This is a genomic window from Carboxylicivirga taeanensis, assembly GCF_051851475.1.
Taxonomy (GTDB): domain Bacteria; phylum Bacteroidota; class Bacteroidia; order Bacteroidales; family Marinilabiliaceae; genus Carboxylicivirga; species Carboxylicivirga taeanensis.
This window is the reverse complement of record NZ_JBPUSJ010000082.1, coordinates 1-1,074: the sequence shown is the minus strand read 5'-3', so window position 1 is coordinate 1,074 and position 1,074 is coordinate 1. Positions and strand designations below refer to the sequence as shown.

Sequence of the window (1,074 nt, the reverse complement as noted above, 5' to 3'; positions counted from 1 at the left end):
TTTGGTTTCCCTGAATTTGAACATCCTGTTAGCATTATAACTGTCAATATTACAATTATTTTATCCATATGTACTCTTAAATTAGCCCCAACGGTGGTTGCATGGCGTCGTAAGGGGATTTAACCTCACAATCTTTCTTAATTGAGCAAAGCCAAAGCGCATATTTGATTTACATTTCATTTTTAAAGCCAAATCTGCAATTTGGCGATGGTCGGCTTTACAGAGACCTTCCAAATTACTAAGAACCCCTTATGCGCTATTGCAACGTGTTGTGGGTATGTTATTTCTTTTCTCGTTTGTTGAATACTGCCAATGAGATTAAGCCAGTTCCAAATAGTATTGAGCCACCTACAAAAGGAAATCCTGCTCCAACAAGGTCTTCCATTAGTCCAGACCATAAAAATGGAAAGCAAAAGAGCATTCCAAAAAGTCCAGCCAACATGGTAATAATACTGATTCCGTTGATGATTTTACTTAAAACTTGTTCAGTCATAATATCGAGAGTTAAGTTTTTAATTGTATTTGCAATTCTCACAATACTTCTTTAATTGCTCTTTACTGATATTGAAGTCACTAAATTTAATTCTGTATGAGTCCATGATATTGTATATACTTATTGAATCTTTATGGGTCATACACGACTTAAGGACATTGTGAACTGGTTTTAAGTCATTAGAGTGATAGAAATACGAAGCCAAAATCATACGTTCATGGATAGGTGCTGATTTTAATTCTATTGCTTTTTTAAATAATTCCTCTGCTTTATGCTTGTCTGAATTCCAAAGTTCCTCAAGATACATTTCGTCAATATCTTCGAATTCATTTGATTCGAAATTATAAGTATAAATCTTCTGCAATACAAGAAGAGAGTCTGATTTCTGCAGCGAACTACTTTCTTGACCTGTTAAATTCAAACTAAAAATAAAAACGATAATTATTAAGATACTTGCTTTCATATTACGTTTTGCATAATTACCCACAACGGTTAGCTGCATGATGCTTAAGGAGAGAACACAGCTCCACTTCCCTGACTCCCACAAAGCCAAACATTGATTTGGCATTAAACTTAATAAT

General features: G+C 34.1%; 2 protein-coding genes. Both read right to left on the bottom strand.

Features of this window, described 5'->3' with window-relative positions:
* Positions 1–280 precede the first annotated feature (280 nt).
* Positions 281–493: a hypothetical protein gene (locus ACSX1H_RS19320; protein WP_439185895.1), complete on the bottom strand. Its 213-nt coding sequence runs from the start codon at positions 491–493 to the stop codon at positions 281–283.
* Positions 494–512: 19 nt separating this feature from the next.
* Positions 513–1,074 (bottom strand): hypothetical protein (locus tag ACSX1H_RS19315; protein ID WP_439185894.1); only part of this gene is annotated, 562 nt, incomplete at its 5' end.